This is a genomic window from Parvimonas sp. M20, from assembly GCF_035282425.1.
Classification (GTDB): Bacteria; Bacillota; Clostridia; order Tissierellales; family Peptoniphilaceae; genus Parvimonas.
On record NZ_JAYKBQ010000075.1, the window covers coordinates 1 to 527 of the forward strand.

Below are 527 nucleotides of genomic sequence, written 5' to 3' on the forward strand. Positions count from 1 at the left end.
TGTTAACCGTGCAACAGGGAAACCGTTCTTTTCGAAGAAAGCCTCAATCCATGGGATAGGTGCCTTAAACGGTGTCGAGATGACAAAGTGGGTGAGTTCCGATTCCTTGACGTCCTCAAGTATGCCCTCTAGACCAGCACCCCAGCCTAGACTTTCATCATAGGTCTTGGGGCATACCATAAACTGCCTAATCTTCATAGTGGCAGCCATTGAATTAGCAGCGAACAGCAATTCTCCACTCGGGAGGATAGACATAAGCTGTTCTCTAAGCTCGTCATGGATCTTCTGCTGCCAGGGTTCCATTTCCACTTCAAGGGCAGAACGCGTCTTCTGTGGGTAATCCTTCAGATCCTTGCGGCGGTGAAATACCACGGGACTGACAGCTCTGCGCCATCCATTAACATTCTTAACCCCGACAATTTGTTTGCCGAAGCCATATTCGGCCACTTCACAGAAGGTGTTGACATAGGGCCAATAGCCACGGAATGTCTTCTTATCGCAGACATGAAGTGCTGGCCAAAGATCCT

2 protein-coding genes are annotated in these 527 nt (G+C 49.1%); one reads left to right on the top strand and one right to left on the bottom strand.

Going from position 1 to position 527, the window contains the following annotated elements:
- Positions 1-210 (bottom strand): hypothetical protein (locus tag VJI93_RS08460; RefSeq protein WP_324009270.1); only part of this gene is annotated, 210 nt, incomplete at its 3' end.
- A 66-nt stretch (positions 211-276) separates the two neighbouring features.
- On the opposite strand from VJI93_RS08460, the gene VJI93_RS08465 reads away from it, so the two are divergent.
- The coding region (locus tag VJI93_RS08465) for a hypothetical protein (protein WP_324009271.1) at positions 277-527 on the top strand (251 nt) is incomplete at its 3' end.